The 17,009-nt window shown below is 49.6% G+C and carries 17 protein-coding genes and 1 pseudogene; 13 read left to right on the forward strand and 5 right to left on the reverse strand.

Annotated elements, in window-relative coordinates:
* Window positions 1-10: 10 nt before the first annotated feature.
* From H8730_RS05365 to H8730_RS05395, 7 genes are all read left to right on the forward strand, one after another.
* Window positions 11-1,138, forward strand: coding sequence for a tetratricopeptide repeat protein (locus H8730_RS05365; RefSeq protein WP_177713990.1), 1,128 nt, complete (start codon window positions 11-13; stop codon window positions 1,136-1,138).
* 132 nt (window positions 1,139-1,270) lie between these two features.
* Entirely contained in the window at window positions 1,271-1,972 is a 702-nt protein-coding gene (locus H8730_RS05370) for a YggS family pyridoxal phosphate-dependent enzyme (RefSeq protein WP_177713989.1), read from the forward strand.
* 26 nt (window positions 1,973-1,998) lie between these two features.
* On the forward strand, window positions 1,999-2,523 hold the full coding sequence (locus H8730_RS05375) for a cell division protein SepF (protein WP_177713988.1): 525 nt from the start codon (window positions 1,999-2,001) through the stop codon (window positions 2,521-2,523).
* 35 nt (window positions 2,524-2,558) lie between these two features.
* Window positions 2,559-3,320 (forward strand): YlmH family RNA-binding protein, encoded by a 762-nt coding sequence (locus tag H8730_RS05380; protein ID WP_177713987.1) that lies wholly within the window; start codon window positions 2,559-2,561, stop codon window positions 3,318-3,320.
* Between the two features lie 17 nt (window positions 3,321-3,337).
* Window positions 3,338-3,829: a signal peptidase II gene (gene lspA, locus H8730_RS05385; protein ID WP_249289545.1), complete on the forward strand. Its 492-nt coding sequence runs from the start codon at window positions 3,338-3,340 to the stop codon at window positions 3,827-3,829.
* Window positions 3,826-4,794, forward strand: a complete 969-nt coding sequence (locus H8730_RS05390) for an RluA family pseudouridine synthase (RefSeq protein WP_346726556.1) — start codon at window positions 3,826-3,828, stop codon at window positions 4,792-4,794. The genes lspA and H8730_RS05390 overlap by 4 nt, the downstream gene beginning before the upstream one ends.
* Window positions 4,795-4,865: 71 nt before the next feature.
* Entirely contained in the window at window positions 4,866-6,122 is a 1,257-nt protein-coding gene (locus tag H8730_RS05395; RefSeq protein ID WP_177713985.1) for a uracil-xanthine permease family protein, read from the forward strand.
* 127 nt (window positions 6,123-6,249) lie between these two features.
* Here the strand turns inward: H8730_RS05395 and H8730_RS05400 are convergent, their stop codons facing one another.
* Complete coding sequence (locus tag H8730_RS05400) at window positions 6,250-7,263, reverse strand: hypothetical protein (RefSeq protein ID WP_177713984.1); 1,014 nt, start codon at window positions 7,261-7,263, stop codon at window positions 6,250-6,252.
* 159 nt (window positions 7,264-7,422) lie between these two features.
* Between H8730_RS05400 and H8730_RS05405 the strand changes: the two genes are divergently transcribed.
* Window positions 7,423-8,736 (forward strand): hypothetical protein, encoded by a 1,314-nt coding sequence (locus H8730_RS05405; protein WP_177713983.1) that lies wholly within the window; start codon window positions 7,423-7,425, stop codon window positions 8,734-8,736.
* On the opposite strand, the gene H8730_RS05410 is transcribed toward H8730_RS05405, so the two are convergent.
* The 3 genes from H8730_RS05410 to H8730_RS05420 form a co-directional block, all read right to left on the reverse strand.
* The gene (locus tag H8730_RS05410) at window positions 8,727-9,179 is read right to left on the reverse strand and encodes a C-GCAxxG-C-C family protein (RefSeq protein WP_249289547.1); all 453 of its coding nucleotides are present in this window, start codon (window positions 9,177-9,179) and stop codon (window positions 8,727-8,729) included. The genes H8730_RS05405 and H8730_RS05410 overlap by 10 nt on opposite strands.
* A gap of 62 nt (window positions 9,180-9,241) precedes the next feature.
* Window positions 9,242-9,652 (reverse strand): SoxR reducing system RseC family protein, encoded by a 411-nt coding sequence (locus tag H8730_RS05415; RefSeq protein WP_177713981.1) that lies wholly within the window; start codon window positions 9,650-9,652, stop codon window positions 9,242-9,244.
* A gap of 106 nt (window positions 9,653-9,758) precedes the next feature.
* Complete coding sequence (locus H8730_RS05420; RefSeq protein WP_177713980.1) at window positions 9,759-10,457, reverse strand: tRNA threonylcarbamoyladenosine dehydratase; 699 nt, start codon at window positions 10,455-10,457, stop codon at window positions 9,759-9,761.
* A 172-nt stretch (window positions 10,458-10,629) separates the two neighbouring features.
* On the opposite strand from H8730_RS05420, the gene H8730_RS05425 reads away from it, so the two are divergent.
* Complete coding sequence (locus H8730_RS05425; RefSeq protein ID WP_177713979.1) at window positions 10,630-11,286, forward strand: redox-sensing transcriptional repressor Rex; 657 nt, start codon at window positions 10,630-10,632, stop codon at window positions 11,284-11,286.
* A 196-nt stretch (window positions 11,287-11,482) separates the two neighbouring features.
* Here H8730_RS05425 and H8730_RS05430 read toward each other — a convergent pair whose 3' ends face one another.
* Window positions 11,483-12,049, reverse strand: a complete 567-nt coding sequence (locus tag H8730_RS05430; RefSeq protein WP_249289548.1) for a transposase — start codon at window positions 12,047-12,049, stop codon at window positions 11,483-11,485.
* Between H8730_RS05430 and H8730_RS05435 the strand changes: the two genes are divergently transcribed.
* From H8730_RS05435 to H8730_RS05450, 4 genes and pseudogenes are all read left to right on the forward strand, one after another.
* Complete coding sequence (locus tag H8730_RS05435; RefSeq protein WP_249289549.1) at window positions 12,048-12,542, forward strand: hypothetical protein; 495 nt, start codon at window positions 12,048-12,050, stop codon at window positions 12,540-12,542. The genes H8730_RS05430 and H8730_RS05435 overlap by 2 nt on opposite strands.
* 897 nt (window positions 12,543-13,439) lie before the next feature.
* Window positions 13,440-13,964, forward strand: a pseudogene (locus H8730_RS05440) (transposase); the annotation flags it as partial.
* Between the two features lie 672 nt (window positions 13,965-14,636).
* Window positions 14,637-15,395: a cell wall hydrolase gene (locus H8730_RS05445; protein WP_177720256.1), complete on the forward strand. Its 759-nt coding sequence runs from the start codon at window positions 14,637-14,639 to the stop codon at window positions 15,393-15,395.
* Between the two features lie 458 nt (window positions 15,396-15,853).
* Entirely contained in the window at window positions 15,854-16,258 is a 405-nt protein-coding gene (locus H8730_RS05450) for a hypothetical protein (protein WP_177720257.1), read from the forward strand.
* Window positions 16,259-17,009 lie beyond the last annotated feature (751 nt).

Here is a 17,009-nt window from a genome sequence, read left to right on the forward strand (position 1 = left end):
GGAGGATACGATGAAAAAAGCAGCAATCCTGGTGTTAGTTTTACTGTTGGGGCTGACCGGTTGCAGCACCGTCACCAATGTGGGGAAGGTAAACGATCTGATCACGGAAGGGGATCAGGCGTATGAGAATAAGGACTATGAGGGCGCCATCAAGGCCTATACGGCGGCATTAGAGCTGGACGCGAAGAAGGATACCGCGTATAACAATCGAGGTCTCGCCTATATGGAGCTGGAACAGTATGATCAGGCGCAGGCGGATTTCATCCAGGCGATTGCGCTGAACGATAAGATGGACGTATACTATTACAACCTTGGACTGATACAGTATACTCAAGGGGAGTATGAAGATGCGCTGAAGAATTATAACAAGGCCATCGAGTTAAAAGAGGACGCCATGTATTATTCCAGCAGAGCGAAGCTGTATGACGATCAGGAGTCCTACTCCGAAGCCATTGCCGATTATGACCGGTCTATCGAGCTGAATAGTTCGAACGCGGTGGTGTATAACAACCGCGGTGTCACCTATTATAGCATGGGAGACTATGACAAAGCAGCGGCGGACTATACGAAGGCGATCGGGCTGGATGGGTCAGATCCCATTACCTTTTGGAATCGGGCCCAGGTATACCAGCAGATGCAAGAGCACGCTAAAGCACTTGAGGATTACACAAAATACCTCGAGATGGTTCCAGATAGCGCGGAGGCCTACAGCCGCCGGGGGGGTGTGCAGCTCAATCTGGAAAAGTATGCGGAGGCTGTAGCGGACTATACAAAGGCGATTGAATTGAAAAATGACGACGCCCAGAGCTATATCAACCGCGCTTTTGCCTATAATAAGCTGGAGGAGTATCAGAAGGCGGCGGATGATTACACATCGGCCCTGGGATTGCAGGAAAATGAAGTGATTTACTGCAACCGAGGCAATTGCTACGTGAAACTGGAGAGATATGACGAAGCTATGGCGGACTATAATAAATCGATTGAACTAAATGCAGAGTACGCGGATGCTTACTATAACCGGGGCGAACTGAATCAGATTCTCAAAGAGTATCCAGCCGCCATGTCGGATTATAATAAGGCGGCGGAGTTGGAGCAGCAGCAGAGGGAGACCGAGGACAGCGAACCGGCAGCGTCTTAAATAGATCACAGAGGCGTCAAATCTGGCTGCTAATGGCGGCCAGATTTTTCGTCCTATAGGAAAGTCCGTGAGGCGGACATGTGAACAGCGGAGAGAAATCGAGGGCCGCTAAGGCGGCAAATGGAGGTAGCCATGGAGCTGGAGGAATTACGCAACAATTTAGAGAGTGTACGGGATAGCATTGCCAGAGCGGCTGCGAGGGCTGGGCGAAATCCAGAGGATGTGCTGCTGTTGCCGGTCACAAAGACATTGGGCGCTGACGTGGTGGAGCAGGCGTGGCAACTTGGCATCCGGCAGGTTGGGGAGAACAAAGTGCAGGAAATCCTCTCCAAAAAGGAAGTCATGGGCGAGAAGATGCAGTTTCATATGATCGGCCATCTACAGCGCAACAAAGTCCACCAGGTTTTGGACAAAGTCTGTCTGATCCATTCCGTGGATAGTGTCCGTTTAGCGGAGGAGATCAACAGGGAGGCAGAGAAAAAGGGACTGACCGCAAGAATTTTGTTAGAACTGAACGTGGCGCGGGAGGAATCGAAATATGGTATTTTGGAGGAGGATTTGGACGCGTTGCTCCAAAATCTGGCAAGATTCCAACATATACGAGTGGAAGGCCTTATGACGGTGGCGCCGTTTGTGGAAAATCCCGAAGAAAATCGAAAAATTTTTCGGCGGATGAGAGAAATTTTTATTGACATTCGGCAAAAAAAAGTGAATAATATAGACATGCAGATTCTGTCAATGGGAATGACCAATGATTATGAAATTGCCGTCGAGGAAGGTGCGACGATAGTCCGAGTCGGGACGGGCTTGTTTGGACACCGGCAGAAAAAATAAGAGATGCAGAGAGGGAGTTGTAAGAGATGAGCAAATTTGTAGACAAAATCGCGGGGGCCCTGGGCTTCAGCAGCGAATATGACGAGTACGATGAATATGAGGATGAGGACTACGTGGAGGAGGAGGTTCCCAAGAAGACGGTGAACTATGAGACGAACAGGACTCGATATGAGGAAGACCGGAAAGAGTATGACAACATCCGACCTTACCGGCAAAAGAATTCAAAGGTGGTCAATCTACACGCCAATGTCCAGATGGAGGTCGTGGTGACCAGCCCGGAAACCTTCGATGAAGCCAAGGAGATATCGCAACATATCAAGGATAATAAGCCGGTGGTCATCAATCTGGAGTTTGTCGAACAGCCGATTGCCCAGCGGATCACCGATTTTCTCTGTGGCTGTTGCTACGCTCTCAACGGAAATATTCAGCGGATTGCGGACAAGATTTTTATGATCGCCCCGGACAATGTGGATTTCGCAGGGGATATCGATTTTCGTGAGACGCTGGAGAGCGAAGGCGGATTGGTGTTTCCCTGGAACGGTGAAGATTGATCCCTGCCCGCAGACTGATGTGGAGGAACGGGTGAATGGATGACAAGGAGAGGAACTGGTTCATCAGCCGTATGGAGGATCTGGCGGATCGCGCAGATCAAACGGGGTACATGATTTTTTCAGATTTTCTGGACGGCTATCAGCTGAGCCTTTTACGCGATATGCAGCGTCATCTGACGACGGAAGTCACGTTTTACGGGGGATATGAAGATGCCGAGAGAAGGATGGCATCGTTCTATCCCTCTTTTTTGCAGGTACAGACGGAAGATTTTCCCATTGAGGCGCTTTTGATCACTCCGAAAGCGCCCCAATTTCTGACGAAAGCGCCGGGACACCGAGATTATCTGGGGGCGCTGATGGGGCTGGGAATCAAGCGGGAGAAGCTGGGGGATATCCTCCTCCAGGAACAGGGAGCCGTTGTGTTTGTCAGCGAGGATATGGCATCCTACATACAGGAGGGCGTGACGTCTGTGGGCGCCGCCGATGTCAAGGTCACAGTGCAGGACAGGGGGATCGCTGTGAAGGCGCCGGAGGGCAAGCGTATATTGGTCAGCCTCGCCTCTCTGCGCCTGGATGCGCTTCTCAGCAAGGGCTTCGCCATATCCAGAGGAGACGCATCGAATTGGATAGCGGCGGGGAAGGTCCAGAAGAATTGGAGAGACTGCACTGCTGGGGATGAGCCTGTCCGGGAAGGCGATGTGATCACGCTGCGCGGCATGGGCCGCATCAAGTGTATTGAGGAAAAAGGCCGGTCAAAATCCGGGCGAATTCAGCTGATGATTGAGCGATTCAGCTAGAAATGAGGGGGTTGGATGTGAGACGATATTGGAAATTGGCGTTGGCTGTCGTTTGCCTAGTGGCCGCAGACCAACTGACAAAATACTGGGCTTATGCGATCCTGCGGGTGGAGGGGCCCGTTGTTTTGATCCCGGGGGTTTTTGAATTTTCATATTTAGAGAATCGGGGGGCCGCCTTCGGGATGATGCAAGGCAAGTTTTGGCTGCTCATCCCCATCACCGTGATTACAGTGGCCGTCATTCTCTATCTATACCACAGGCTCCCGAACACAAAGCGGTTTTGGCTGCTGCGCACTTGCTGCACTCTGATTTTGGCGGGGGCCTTGGGAAATTTTGTGGACCGCTGCTTTCGTGGATTCGTTGTGGATTTCCTGTATTTCAAATTCATCGATTTTCCAGTTTTCAACGTGGCGGATTGCTATGTAGTCATCGGATGCATCGCCGCCGCCTGCGTCCTTCTATTTGACAAAAACCTGTTGGACGGCAAGCCGAAGGAGGAGTCCACGTGATCGATCAATGGGAAGAAGCGGTGGCAGGGGAGGAACAGCGAGGACAGAGGCTGGATCAATACGTCAGCGCTCTGTGTGAAGACTGCTCCCGCTCCCGCGTTCAAATCCTCTTGGAGAAAGGACATATCACTGTCAACAGCCAGCCGGAGAAAGCCAACTATCGAATTCGGCCGGGTGACGTGGTCCGCTGGAGCATTCCGGAACCGGAAATGCTCAGCGCAGAGCCTGAACCCATGGACCTGGAGATCGTGTATGAAGATGAATCCTTGGCCGTCGTCAACAAGCCGCGGGGGCTGGTGGTTCACCCGGCGGCCGGGCATGCCAGCGGGACACTGGTCAACGGCCTCATGTATCACTTTCAGGGAAATCTATCGGCCATCAATGGCGTCCTGCGCCCGGGCATTGTGCACCGGATCGACAAGGATACGTCGGGCTTGCTAGTTGTCTGTAAGACGGATCGGGCGCATCAGAAGATGAGTGAGCTTTTAGCCGAACATGCCATTACGCGGCGGTATCACGCCATCGCCTATTTTAATTTCCGCGATGATGAGGGGACAATCTCTGCGCCTATCGGGCGAAGCGGCCATGACCGAAAAAAGATGGCTGTTACGCCGAAGGGCCGGCATGCGGTGACCCATTACCAGGTGCTGGAGCGTTTCGGCGAGCTGACCTATGTGCAGGCTGAGCTGGAGACTGGGCGGACGCATCAGATCCGGGTGCATTTGAAGAGCATCGGCCATCCCCTTCTGGGGGATCCGGTATATGGGCCTGCGTCCATACCGCCGCAGGCAGCTCGGCTTCTCCGTGGAGTTTCGAGTGAGCTTTTGGAGGGACAGATTCTCCACGCCAAAGTCCTCGGCTTTGTCCACCCCATCACCGGCCAGTATATGGAGTTTGACCAGGGGTTACCATCATATTTTCTCGAAATTTTAGATGCCCTGCGAAAAAATAAGGGGAATCTGTAAATTATTCTTGTAAAACCCTCGCTGATTTGGTAAAATAGGTAAGAAAATTGTATCAGAGAGGATGAGAGGGAATGGAGAAAGGAACGCAGTTAACAGCACAGCTCTCCGTGGGGAAGAAAGTTGTGCTGGGTCTACAGCATGTATTGGCGATGTTTGGGGCCACGGTTTTGGTTCCCCTATTGACAGGGCTGGATCCTTCGATTGCCATTTTGGGCGCGGGCATTGGAACACTGATCTTCCATGCAGTGACGAAGGGGAAGGTACCTGTTTTTTTAGGATCCAGCTTTGCCTTTATTACGGCTATTACATTGACGCTGGATGGGTCAGGCATCGGGGCCGTGAAAACCGGCATTATCGCAGCCGGTTTAATTTATGTGCTGGTGGCGGGGTTGATTAAGCTATTTGGCGTACAGAGAGTCCACAGCTTGTTTCCGCCCATTGTCACGGGGCCCATCATCATCGTCATCGGGCTTCGGCTGAGCCCTTCTGCGATCGAAAACGCATTCTTCCATACCGTTGACGGTGCATCGGTGTTCTACTGGCAGGGGGCCATCGTCGCCATGGTGGTGTTGATTACGATGATCATCGTGTCCATCTTTGCGAAGGGCTTCTTTCAGCTGGTGCCGATTCTCATCTCTGTCATCGTGGGGTATCTGTTGGCGTTGGCCATGGGCATGGTGAACACGGCGGAGATCGCTGCGGCGCCTTGGATCGGCCTCAGCGCAGAGGGCATCCAGTATCTGAAAGCGGCTCCCGAAATATCCTGGAGCGGGATTCTGGCCATCGCGCCCATTGCGCTGGTTGTCTTCGTGGAACACATTGGCGATATTACCACCAACGGCGCCGTCGTCGGCCAGGATTTCTTCCAGGATCCAGGCATCCACCGCACCATGCTGGGCGATGGGCTGGCGACCATTGTGGCAGGTCTGATAGGAGCACCGGCCAATACTACCTACAGTGAGAATACGGGCGTGCTGGCCGTGACTAAGGTATATGATCCCTCCATCATTCGGATTGCAGCGGTCTTTGCCATTGTGTTGAGTATGTTTGGCAAGTTCGGCGCCTTCGTTCGGACCATCCCAGGGCCTGTCATGGGCGGAATCAGCATCGTGCTCTTTGGCATGATTGCCAGCGTCGGCCTTCGAATCCTCATTAACGCGAAGCTAGACTTTTCTCACAGCCGGAATTTGTTGATCGCCGCTGTGATTCTGGTCATGGGAATCGGGATCGACAATCTACCGATTTACGGTGACATCACGATTTCGGGGTTGGCCATTGCGGCCATCGCCGGCGTGATAATGAACAAGGTGCTTCCGGAAGAGATTTAGGAAGACAGCCGGACAGAACAATAAAATCGTATGGATCACAAGGAAAAGGGCTATACAAAAGGAGAATCCGATTGTATAGCCCTTTCTTCTAGATCTGAAGAACCAAAGGTTTTATGGCCGGATTGGATTAACGGCAGCCACAATCACAGCCGCAATCCGATGAGGTGCTGGGCTCGGAGGCTGCGGAGATTCCCGTGGTGGAGCGAGCGACGTCTAACGGCTGGATGTTCAGTTCCAGCAGATCACCTTCCACGAAATCGCGGCAGGCATCTCCTTCTTCCGTGTTCAGAGGCGAGCATTTGGGCGGGACAGCTAGCCCATTGTGAGGAATGCGATACTGAACAAAATAGATAGATTTCAAATACAGTGTCAGACCCAGCGCGACTAAGCCACACTCATTATCATGGCGTACGACTTTGGCCAGTGCCTGTGCGCTGATTCCCTGGCGCAGCATATTGTTGCCGGGGCAGGAGCAGGGCTCCTCCATCCCGATGAAGTTGATGCTGGGAACCAACTCATCACCGCGACCCTGGTAGGCCGGGCCGTAGGGAGTGTAGAGTTCCAGGCAGACGCAGCAGGGATTCGTGTCTTCGTCAAAGCTATCATCTTCAGCGCAGGGAGGAAGATATTCCTCGGTGATAACAAAGCTCTCCAAGACGTTATTGCAGCAGTCCAACAGCTGTACCGCTAATTTCACCATAATGTGGGACAGGCTGATACGGCTGCAGTTCGGGCGAGAACGCAGAACCTCAACTTTTGAACCGTGATCGCAAGACCCAGTGTTGAAATCGATATCGATGACTTTGACATTGATGGTGCTGATCTGCGGGTTGGCAAAGACATTCCGCTGAAACACTTTGCAAAGGTTGATACCGCATTCGTCAAACACGACAGGGGCCATGACAGTCAGGTTGCGGGGCTGGCCGATGGGGGCGTTGACGCAAGGGTCTTTGCTGCAGCTGGTATTCATTGTATTGTTGCAGCAGGAATTGCAGCCACAGGATTCCTTGCAGCAGGAGTCTTTACAGCCGCAGGGATCAGGATTCGGGGAACAGGACGGGCAACAGGTGCCGTCCATAAGAGGACGGGTCATGAAGCGGCCGCCATTGGATTTGTTAAAGAGGGTTGTGCATTTCGACATTTGGATTACCTCCAACTCTTACCTTTTGTACTATAGTCTATGTGGAATGGGAGGAGGGGGTTCCAACGTGGAGTCATAAAAAATCCAAAAGATTCATAGGATACAGAATATGGAAAGATATACCTTTGAAGCGAAGATATTCAACGGGGAGGATTTTTTATGGGGTACCTGGTGCGAAATGGACGGACCGACTTTTATTACGTGGACTACGCCGCGCGGAGTGGACTCTTTTATCAGATCCACAGCGGACAAACCGTGCGAACAAAAGGCCTTACCCCCGATGCGCTGAACGAATATGCCGTCGCCAAGGATGACGGAGGGAGGGTCCACATCTGCTTGAAGAACCGGCGAAATCAGATTTTGCATATGAAAGAGACGAAGACAGGCTTTCAGACAGAGATCATACTGGAAGACAGTGAAAACCAATATCGGATCACAGGCCTGCGAATGGTAGCCCAAAAGGAGGTATACTTATTTTATCGCGCGTTTAACGCAGAGGAGGATAGCTACCACATCGTATGCCAGCAAATCCATGGAGCTGGCATTGAGAGTGAGCCTCAAGTCATAGCGCAGCTGCCAAGCGATACGAGTGTCTTTGATGTCGGACTGGGAAGCGGCGGTGTCTATGTGATAACCGTAGGACAGGTGGAGCGCGGGTACTCCATTTTTTTGCACACGTTTGCCATACGGGAAAACCGCTGGCTGAGGACAAGATGCCTGTTGCAGGTGCCTACAGAGCCGGAGTCCATCACCTTTTGTGTCTCCGACCACGGGACCGTCCATGTTGGATACGTGGTCAATCAGTATGGTCAACACCGATTGCAGTACGCGCAGAGACGAGACGATGAGGATCTGTCTTTCATGCAATCCGATCGAGGGCAAGTTCTCGCGTCGGCAGGGACGAAGCTAGAACCTGCCATGTTCCTTTTCAATGGACGGATTTGGATTCATTGGAAGGAATCTGTGGGAATCCGGATGGTCATGTCGTCCGACGAAGGACTCCATTTTTCCTCTTCCCGCCTGTGTACAATCTCGCAGAGTGCGCAGCTAATCTATTATGTTCACAGAGAAGAGGACCGGCTGCAAGGCCAGCGTTTTTATGGCGTCGTCAGCCCTCAGCCCCTTTTAGCGATTCTCCATGAAATTGATACCTGCGGTGTATTTCTAGAACGGCCCAGGGAAGAGCTCCGTCTAGTATTGGAAGACCAGGAGCAGGTGAGGCCCTGCCAGAAACCGCATCAGGAATATTACATTCAGCTTCGGGCGATGGAGGAGGAGCAGCAGCGTCTTCTGCAGCAGTATCAGGATTTGGAGGAAGTCAATGTACAGCTGCGGGAAGAGGCTGAAAGCTGGAAAGAACGCTGTTTTGCGGCTCAGGCTCGACAGAAAATGGAGATCAAAAAAAGGGAGATGCTTCGTGACCAGTGCGAAGACATCCCCAAGGAGGATATACAGCAGACCGATTACCGGTGATAGAACAAGCCCTCGTGGCGAAGCAGACGGTCCATCTTGTGAAAGATGTCGAGAATAAGGTCATCGCAGCTTGAAAACTGCGCGCGCAGGCGAGGGCAGGAGAGGCTGCCGAATTCAGCCTGACATTGCTGAAACAATAGAAGTGACAGCCGCCTTGCGGTTTTCTCATCGCATAGAAGACCAAAAACCGCAGCCGCGCCTAGCAGGCCTCCGCAGATTTGGCCAATTCCCATCCCTCCGGTGTACACCGCCAGGGAGCGGTACACCTCATCGGGCCAACAAAGTCCATATTGTCCGGAGGCGATCCGAACAAGCTGTTGTGCGCAATTATCCTCATCGTAGCCGGAAGAGCGGACACATCGTTTTGGAGAGGGGGAAAAGCGAAGGGGCGTACAGGAATTTTGCCGGGACGGATCCCGGTTGTTTTGAATTTTTAAGATCATAGCATAACCTCCGTTGCCTATGGATTCCCTATTAGGATATGCCAGAGGAGGGAGGTAGGTGTTTATTGGGCAGAGGTCAGAATCCGGACCGCTCTCGGAGTGTACCGGCTGCGGTTCATTTTTTTTGTCATCACGTGCAGGACGCCGTAGGTGATGGCTAGCAAGAGCAGAGAGATGAGAAAAACCGCGCTTTCCTGTGAGAGTAGCTGACTGGCAATCAACATGCTGAGCAAAAAGACTACAAGAGGCACTCCGTATAGAAGCAGGGTCGCGGATAAAAATCCAGATTCCTCCAAAGTAATTTCCACCTGATCCCCTGGTACGGCTCCGCAATCATTCTGTGCCAGCAGAACCATGGTATCCTTGGAAGAAAAGGTCAGACAGGCCTTGCAGTGCTTGCAGGCATCGTGGCGCGGCATTTCAACCCGGACCATGGATCCCTCAAGCTTTGTGACAACTCCAATTTCAGCCATTTCAATCCTCCATTCCGAAGCGTATAAGCGCGAAGAGCGCAGGCCAAATTTTTAGTTTGGCTCTGCGGTCAACAGTTGATGTCATGAATCGCAGCGATGTTCTCCTTTACGCCAGTGTCAATCCGGCTAGGGCGCGGACCACATATCCAGCAAGGATCATGCCAGCTACAGGTGGCACAAAGGATAGGCTGCCCGGCGGGGTGAGTGGGCTTCGCGGCGGCTCAGTGGAATACAGGACGTCAAGTTTTGGAATCCCCCGCTTTCGAAGCTCACGCCGCATAACTTTTGCCAGAGGGCATACGGAGGTCTGATAAATATCCGCAATCTGGAAGCGGGTCGGGTCCAATTTATTGCCAGTGCCAAGACTGCATATGATGGGAATACCCCGTTCCCTAGCGCACTCGATGAGCGTCAATTTACCGGTCACCGTATCGATGGCGTCGATGACATAGTCACAGCCTGAGTCTAGAACAAAAGCGTCCTCTTGTTTCAGAAAAAACATCTCGTGGGTCTCGACGTTGATTTCCGGATTGATGTCCAGCGCCCGCGCTCGCATCAATTCGACCTTCGATTGACCGATGGTCTTGGTTGTAGCGTGGAGTTGGCGATTGATGTTAGTATGATCCACCACGTCCTTATCAATCAGAAGTAAGCTGCCCACCCCAGCGCGGCACAAGGCCTCTATCGCAAAGCTGCCGACCCCTCCAGCTCCAAAGACAGCAACGCGAGACTGGCGCAGGCGTTCTTGACATTCCAGGCCGATCAGCCGAATGCTGCGGGCAAATAGATCTTCATACGAGTACAAGATGATCGACTCCTTTCGTGTAGTATCATACACTATATTTGAAAAAAAATCAAATGGGCCTTTGTATAAGCAGGCAAAAGTGCGGACAAATTTTCGAAAAAGAAGATTTTTTCTTTTCTTTTATTGGGGGGTATGTTATAATATAAACAATAATTTTGAAGGAGCTACTGAAATGAAAAGTGAGAAATATATATCGCCGGCAGTGATACGGAGATTGCCTCGATATTATCGATATCTGGGAGATCTCCTGGCGAAAGACATCACGAGAATCTCGTCCGGAGAGCTCAGCAAGCGAATGGGGATCACGGCGTCACAGATACGGCAGGATCTCAATAATTTTGGCGGCTTTGGACAGCAGGGATACGGGTACAATGTGGAGTATCTATATAAAGAAATGGGCAAGATTCTGGGATTATACAAGTCCTACAGCGTCATTATCATCGGCGCCGGTAATCTGGGACAGGCCCTGGCCAACTATACCAATTTTGAAAAGCGTGGATTTCGCATTGAAGCGCTCTTTGATGTCAATCCTCAGCTGATCGGCCTAAATATTCGGGGCAGTGAAGTTTTGGATATGGCGATCTTGGAGGGATACCTCCGAGATCACGCCATCGATATAGCAGTGCTGACAATTCCGAAGACTAGCGCTGTGGAGGTGGCCAACCTTTTGGTCGACAATGGGATATCCGCCATCTGGAATTTTGCTTCTGTGGACTTAAAATTTCCAGGTCATTCAGTGGTGGTTGAAAATGTACATTTGTCGGACAGCCTCATGACCTTGTCCTATCAGCTTAAAGAGCTTCGCAGCGAGACGCCCTTGGAGGAATAGGGCAAGAAAGGCCGTGGGGAAATGATGTGCCACGGCAGCGGTTTTTTATTTCCGTGGTGGCGGGCATTCCGTCAGTACATAGCGGATAGGCAATCAGAGGGTGTCCCAAAACTGTGAATTTTAGATCCATAAGAAAAGGGGCATCCTCTTTCTTTTAACAAAAATGGCTGTTTTCTAAAAAATGCGGCATTGGTACTTATCCCTCCAATGCCATTTTTGTGATATTATGAGCGATTGACAGCAATCCCCTCTCTATTTTTACCTTCTCCTTCCCTCGAAGTAGAAATCGTCGGAACCAACAACCTTTGATCCGGCCAAAGGTCTGTTCTACTTCCACCACTCTTTGGGTACGTAGTTTCACCCCTGTTTCGGAGCAAAGGTTCTCATTCGCTTTCTTCTTTAATTCATTCAGCCGGTGCGAAAATAGCAGGGCTTTTGGCTTCTCTGTCTTTTTGCATTCCCGTCTGGTTTCATATCCTGCCTCTGTCACATATTTTCGGTTTCCCACATGGAGCAGATGGTTTCCATTCCGGCATAAAAAGCTATCCGTCTTCTTGTCATAGGCAAGATTCTCCGGCAGATATGGATTCTCCCGATTTTTTCGTTTCTTTTCCCAATGAAACTTATTATATTTTACATAACTTCCAAGATTATTTTCTTCCAGATCCTCATAATTCTCTTCACTTCCGTATCCTGCATCTGCCACGATGTTCTCCGGTAACCTTCCCAGACGCTCCTTTAGATGCTGCCGATGGGGAATCATGGTTTTTGTGTCCGTGGGCTGTGATCCGGGTGTTTTCCCCCTTTTCCTCCAAATCTTCTTCCAGATAGATATGGTTTTCTTCCGCTACGATCCGGTCAATCTCCCTGAGATGGCTTTTGATCTTCTCATCCAGCTTCTGGTCATAATTGCGGACAGACTTATTCCACACAAAAGAATCCTTGTTGGCATTGGCTTTAATTTTTGTGCTATCCAGAAAGTAATTCTGCAGTTGAATATATTGTTTGTCGATCAGGAACCTTACAACTTCATAAAAGATGTCTTCTATGAGATCTTTCATTTCCAGCCGCAATCATATGAAGATAAGGGAGGGAGCAGGTGGGCAGAGCCTATTGCTGAAGTGTCACGGCGTCACAGAAGGGGCGTTTTTTTATTGGAAGAAGAGCGGAGAAAAGGACAAACGGAGACGATAGCCACTAAAAATCCGTCAGTCATAAAAGCAATGGCAGAGAAAGCAGATAAACGCGAAAAGTAGCCGCTAAAAGGGGAAGGCCGAAAACAAGGGGAAAGCAGAAAAGGCGAAAGGAAGAGAGAAGCGAAACGACAGAGAAAGAGCGGGCAGACAGCCATAGCGGAGAAAAAGACAAACGGAGACGATAGCCGCTAAAAATCCGTCAGTCATAAAAGCGATGGTAGAGAAAGCAGGCAAACGCGAAAAGTAGCCGCTAAAAGGAGAAGGCCGAAGACAGGGTGAAAGCAGAAAAGGCGAAAGGAAGAGAGAAGCGAAACGACAGAGAAAGAGCGGGCAGACAGCCATAGCGGAGAAAAGGACAAACGGAGACGATAGCCACTAAAAATCAGCCAGTCATAAAAGCAATGGCAGAGAAAGCAGATAAACGCGAAAAGTAGCCGCTAAAAGGGGAAGGCCGAAAACAAGGGGAAAGCAGAAAAGGCGAAAGGAAGACAGAAGCGAAACGACAGAGAAAGAGCGGGCAGACAGCCATAGCGGAGAAAAAGACAAACGGAGACGATAGCCACTAAAAATCCGTCAGTCATAAAAGCGATGGCAGAGAAAGCAGGCAAACGCGAAAAGTAGCCGCTAAAAGGAGAAGGCCGAAGACAGGGGGAAAGCAGAAAAGGCGAAAGGAAGACAGAAGCGAAACGACAGAGAAAGAGCGGGCTGACAGCCATAGCGGAGAAAAAGACAAACGGAGACGATAGCCGCTAAGAATCAGCCAGTCATAAAAGAGATGGTGTAGAAAGCAGGCAAAAGAGAAAAACAGCCGCTAAGAGGAGAAGGCCGAAGACAGGGGGAAAGCAGTTACATCAAAAGAATGAGAAAATAGCAGCAAAAAGGCCGACGACGAATATAAAAACGAGGGTATCCCTCAACTTCCGAGTAGACAAGTGAAATAACAAAAACTTGTTTATTATGCGTAAAAAATTTACTACAGAGGAAAAGCTGAATGCGGTACATGCTTACCTCGATGGAACAACCAGTCAAAAAAAACTTGCAAAAAATTTAGGAACAAGCCAAGCGGTGGTTCAGCGTTGGCTTGCAAATTATCAGAGTATGGGAGAAGCTGCATTCTATAAAAAAGGAAATTCCTCTTATTCAGCCAGATTAAAGTTTTCTGCTGTCCAAGATTACCTGTCCGGCAAAGGTTCTTTGCGGGAAATCTGTAAAAAGTATAGAATCAAGTCAGAAACCCAACTTCAACGATGGATTTTGAGGTATAATGGTCATGGGGAACTTAAGGCTTCTGGAACAGGAGGGGCAATTGTCATGACCAAAGGAAGAAAGACCTCATTTGAGGAACGTGTGGAGATCGTCCAGTACTGCATTAGCCATAACCGTAATTATGCAGAGACAGCGGTGAAATATAACGTGTCCTACCAGCAAGCACGAAGCTATACCGTAAAATACGAAGCCGGCGGCGTCGAAGCATTGCGGGACCGGCGTGGACGCACGAAACCGGAAGAAGAAATGTCAGAACTGGAGAAGCTGCGTGCAGAAAAAAGACGCCATGTTAAACGGGCAGCTCAAACCAGGCTACAACATACAGGTTGGAACAGAGAACCGATATATCGTAGGCTTTACCATTCATCCCAATCCCACGGACACAAAACCATGATTCCCTATCGGCAGCATCTGACGATTTCTACTTCGAGGGAAGGAGAAGGTAAAAATAAAGTGGGGATTGCTGTCAATCGCTCATAATATCACAAAAATGGCATTGGAGGGATAAGTACCAATGCCGCATTTTTTAGAAAACAGCCATTTTTGTTAAAAGAAAGAGGATGCCCCCTTTTTATGAATCTAAAATTTATAGTTTTGGGACACCCTCCATTTTAATTTTGAGGAAAAAAAGATCAGATATTACAGAAATATTACATTTCGTTACAAAATTAGTCCGTCAAAGTGCAAAAATGTTAAAAAAAGCATTGGATAGAATCGCTAAATTTTAACATTTAATTTTGGTACTATTCACGTTATTGCGGACAAATCGTTGACGGCATGAATAAAATCCCTTATAATTCCATATCGTTAGCAGTAGACCCTGTTTCTATTTATTGGAAACTGTCTATGCTATGGTGTGGGGGGTTCCCCCAGGTAAGGAGGTAATCAATGAAAGCACGCATTCGTTTTATAACGGTCGGTATCCTTCTGGCTGTATTTACGGCGTTCTCTGGAAGCTTTACGCAGTGGGCGCTGGGGTACAGTTATACGAAAGATAATCCAGCAGGCCGTGAAAAAGTGGCGGCCACGGATGAGGTGACGGCTGCGTACCAAGTCGAAGTCACAGACACCGTTATCACTGCGGAGGAGATACGGGAGGCGTCGAGGAATGTGCGATACGAGGAAGGAGCGCCACAGGAGCTCGCAGAAGAGACGCTCCTGCTGGCGGCTTCCACGGAGGCAACGCCGGTGGTGGAAACACAGCCCCGACAGTTGGCGGCATCCTATACAGACGAAAGCCGCAAACCTGTCGATGCCGCCAGCGTAGAGTATTCCTTCCGGATGAACGGCAGTGAGGAGGATAGAGCGATTCTTAACAAAATCGTCATGGCGGAAGCCGGCGATCAGGATATGAAGGGCCAGATTATGGTGGCCAACGTGATCCTCAATCGAGTCCGATCTTCTAAATTTCCAAATACTGTGGCGGGTGTCGTCTTTGCTCCAGGCCAGTTCACGCCGGTCAGCAGCGGAGCCTACGATAGGGCTGTACCGTCGGCATCTGTTAAGGAGGCAGTCAGCAGAGCGCTGGAAGGGGAGGATTACTCCCAAGGCGCCTTGTACTTTGTCATGTACAATACAAGCAGTTCCTGGTTTCGAAATGCATTGACCTTTGTGTGCCGGCATGGGGACCATAATTTCTACAAGTAAGAGGAAAAACCACTCCAAAATCACTTCGTTTAGAAAACGTCGCAAATTTGGGGTGGTTTCTTTTTATACTTTATGGTATAATAATCGCGTAAGCGATTATACGCGCCGGCCGCGCAGTGAGCGAAGCGAACAAACCGTTGCGCGGACGTGTGCAGGCTCGGTCACGCTGCAGGTAAATATGGTGAAGCCATGAGCAATGGGGGAATGGTGCGCACAAAACCAGGCGTGTCCCATTTTATGCACCGTTATGGAATTATGTAAAGTATTGGTATCTGATAGAGTTTTTAGGGCAATCTGATTTCCCCGTACAAAGTCGGGACATGAGCTTTGTTCAAAAGCGGCCATGCGGACACACTTGCTGAAGATCAAAGATCGATTTCTATAGGGCCGTATACAGCGTTGCAAAACAATGCACATGTTTATTCTTCCTATGAAGTGTTAACGGACGAAGTCCATGTTTGCTTGGGAAAGATGAACGTTATCTTTTTGTCGAACGCTTACAGCAAGTCTTTCATCAGGATTTTGAGATGCCGGAGAAAAATCACAAACCCGTATGTCTTATAGGCCTGAAGTGTGATGAACAAAGAAAGTATATCCCGGGCGATATTCAAGTGTCTTCTTTGGTTTGGGGGATTCATCAGCTTCTGAGTCACGCCGATCAATTGACAAAAAAGAATATGGCGGATTTTTTATCCATGGATACCTATAAGTCCGACATGCAATCATTCGATATGCAGTTGGTAGAGGTGACGGAGGAAGGACATATTGGACAACGTTCTCACTTCGGTTCTGCTGAATTCTATTATGGAGCAAGTAGAAAAGAAATATTTGGTGAACATTATTCGACCGGAACAGGGGATTAACTGGGACGGTGTCATGATTATCACCGCTATCGAACGGAAGATAGCAAGGCGCAGGATACGGATGTTTTCACGATATTGACTTGGCTAACAGCTTTTTTGCAGGTGACTTGCACATGGTGGAAAGTGCAATTAGCAGTGGAGAGTTAGGCCAAAATCCGCTAGAACAGGTGATATTGGCCGTCCAAATTTATGCCCTACTTGATGCAGCAGCTGGCGGTTAATTTGAGTTGGCGCCCATCTCTGGATAACCAGCCCATTTTTTCTGTAAACGGCCATCCTGGTACAGGGAAAACCATACTATTGAAGGAAACCATAGCTGGCAATATATCGTGGAGCGGGCGAATTTAATTACCCACTATCAAGATCCGGACAATACCTTTATTCTGCGGCACTTCCAGGATGGCGATAAGACGTATAGGGGATATTGTCAATACTGTTGAGGGTATTATGACTTTACGGATGAACAATTGAAAGACTAGGGGATGCTGGTGGCCTCGTGCAATAACGTCGATGTGGAAAATATTACAAAGGAGCTGCCGGATGGGGTAGCCTTGTTGAAAGGGATAGAACCTGGTAAGAAGGAAGATGGGGCTGTTTGTCAAGGGCTTAGAAGTACAGAAATTATTTCAAATTGTAGCGTTACAATAGATGTGAGACCAAGGGTATAGAAAAAGGCGATAGAGTTTGTTAGAATAGAGTCACCACAACAACACCCTAACGAAAGGTCTCAATCGCCATGGACATTGTAGCA

This window comes from Bianquea renquensis (genome assembly GCF_014384895.1).
In the GTDB taxonomy this organism is placed as follows: domain Bacteria; phylum Bacillota; class Clostridia; order Lachnospirales; family Bianqueaceae; genus Bianquea; species Bianquea renquensis.